At 44.6% G+C, this 343-nt stretch carries 2 tRNA genes; both read right to left on the reverse strand.

Annotation, left to right across the window (positions count from 1 at the left end):
• Positions 1-97 precede the first annotated feature (97 nt).
• Positions 98-171 (reverse strand) — tRNA-Ala (locus I5349_RS13635).
• 18 nt (positions 172-189) lie between these two features.
• Positions 190-263 (reverse strand) — tRNA-Ile (locus I5349_RS13640).
• Positions 264-343: the final 80 nt, after the last annotated feature.

The following is a 343-nucleotide window of genomic DNA, read 5'->3' on the forward strand; positions in this document are numbered from 1 at the left end:
GCATCCCCCGTACGCCCTTATTCACTTAACTCTACTATTCTTATTCTATTTCTCTTATACATTATGTCAAAGAACTTTATCCATCATTATGGATAAGTGGAGAATATCGGAGTCGAACCGATGACCTCCTGCTTGCAAAGCAGGCGCTCTAGCCAGCTGAGCTAATCCCCCAAAGTTTTTAAATTAAAGTGGGCTTGCGTGGACTCGAACCACGGACCTCTACATTATCAGTGTAGCGCTCTAACCACCTGAGCTACAAGCCCGACTAAATAATTTCAGTAAGATAACAAGCAACCAATATTCACCAGAAAGGAGGTGTTCCAGCCACACCTTCCGGTACGGC

Source organism: Penaeicola halotolerans, from assembly GCF_016464625.1.
Lineage (GTDB): Bacteria > Bacteroidota > Bacteroidia > Cytophagales > Cyclobacteriaceae > Penaeicola > Penaeicola halotolerans.